Origin of the sequence: Saccharothrix sp. NRRL B-16314, from assembly GCF_000716595.1 — a bacterium.
Classification (GTDB): Bacteria; Actinomycetota; Actinomycetes; order Mycobacteriales; family Pseudonocardiaceae; genus Actinosynnema.
On the sequence record NZ_JNXC01000258.1, the window covers coordinates 1 to 265 of the forward strand.

The 265-nt window shown below is 65.7% G+C and carries 1 protein-coding gene; it reads right to left on the minus strand.

Annotated elements, in window-relative coordinates:
- A partial coding sequence (locus OQ02_RS39900; RefSeq protein WP_033443884.1) for a cellulose binding domain-containing protein occupies positions 1 to 210 on the minus strand: 210 nt, incomplete at its 3' end.
- Positions 211 to 265: the final 55 nt, after the last annotated feature.

Sequence of the window (265 nt, forward strand, 5' to 3'; positions counted from 1 at the left end):
CTGCTGAACCGTCTGGCCGGCGGCGAAGTCCCATTCCAGCGTCCAACCGCCGGAAATGGCGTCACCCAGGTTGGTGACCGTGACATTGGCGCCGAATCCGCCCTGCCACTGGCTACTGATCGAATACGCGACCCGGCAGCCGGCAGCAGCGTTGGCGGTGGCCGTAGAGGCCACCACCCCGGCTACGGACAGGGCCGCCACCGAGGTCACCGCCAATGCTCCGGTGAGTTTCCGGGACCGTACAAAAGTGCGCAGACTCATGCAT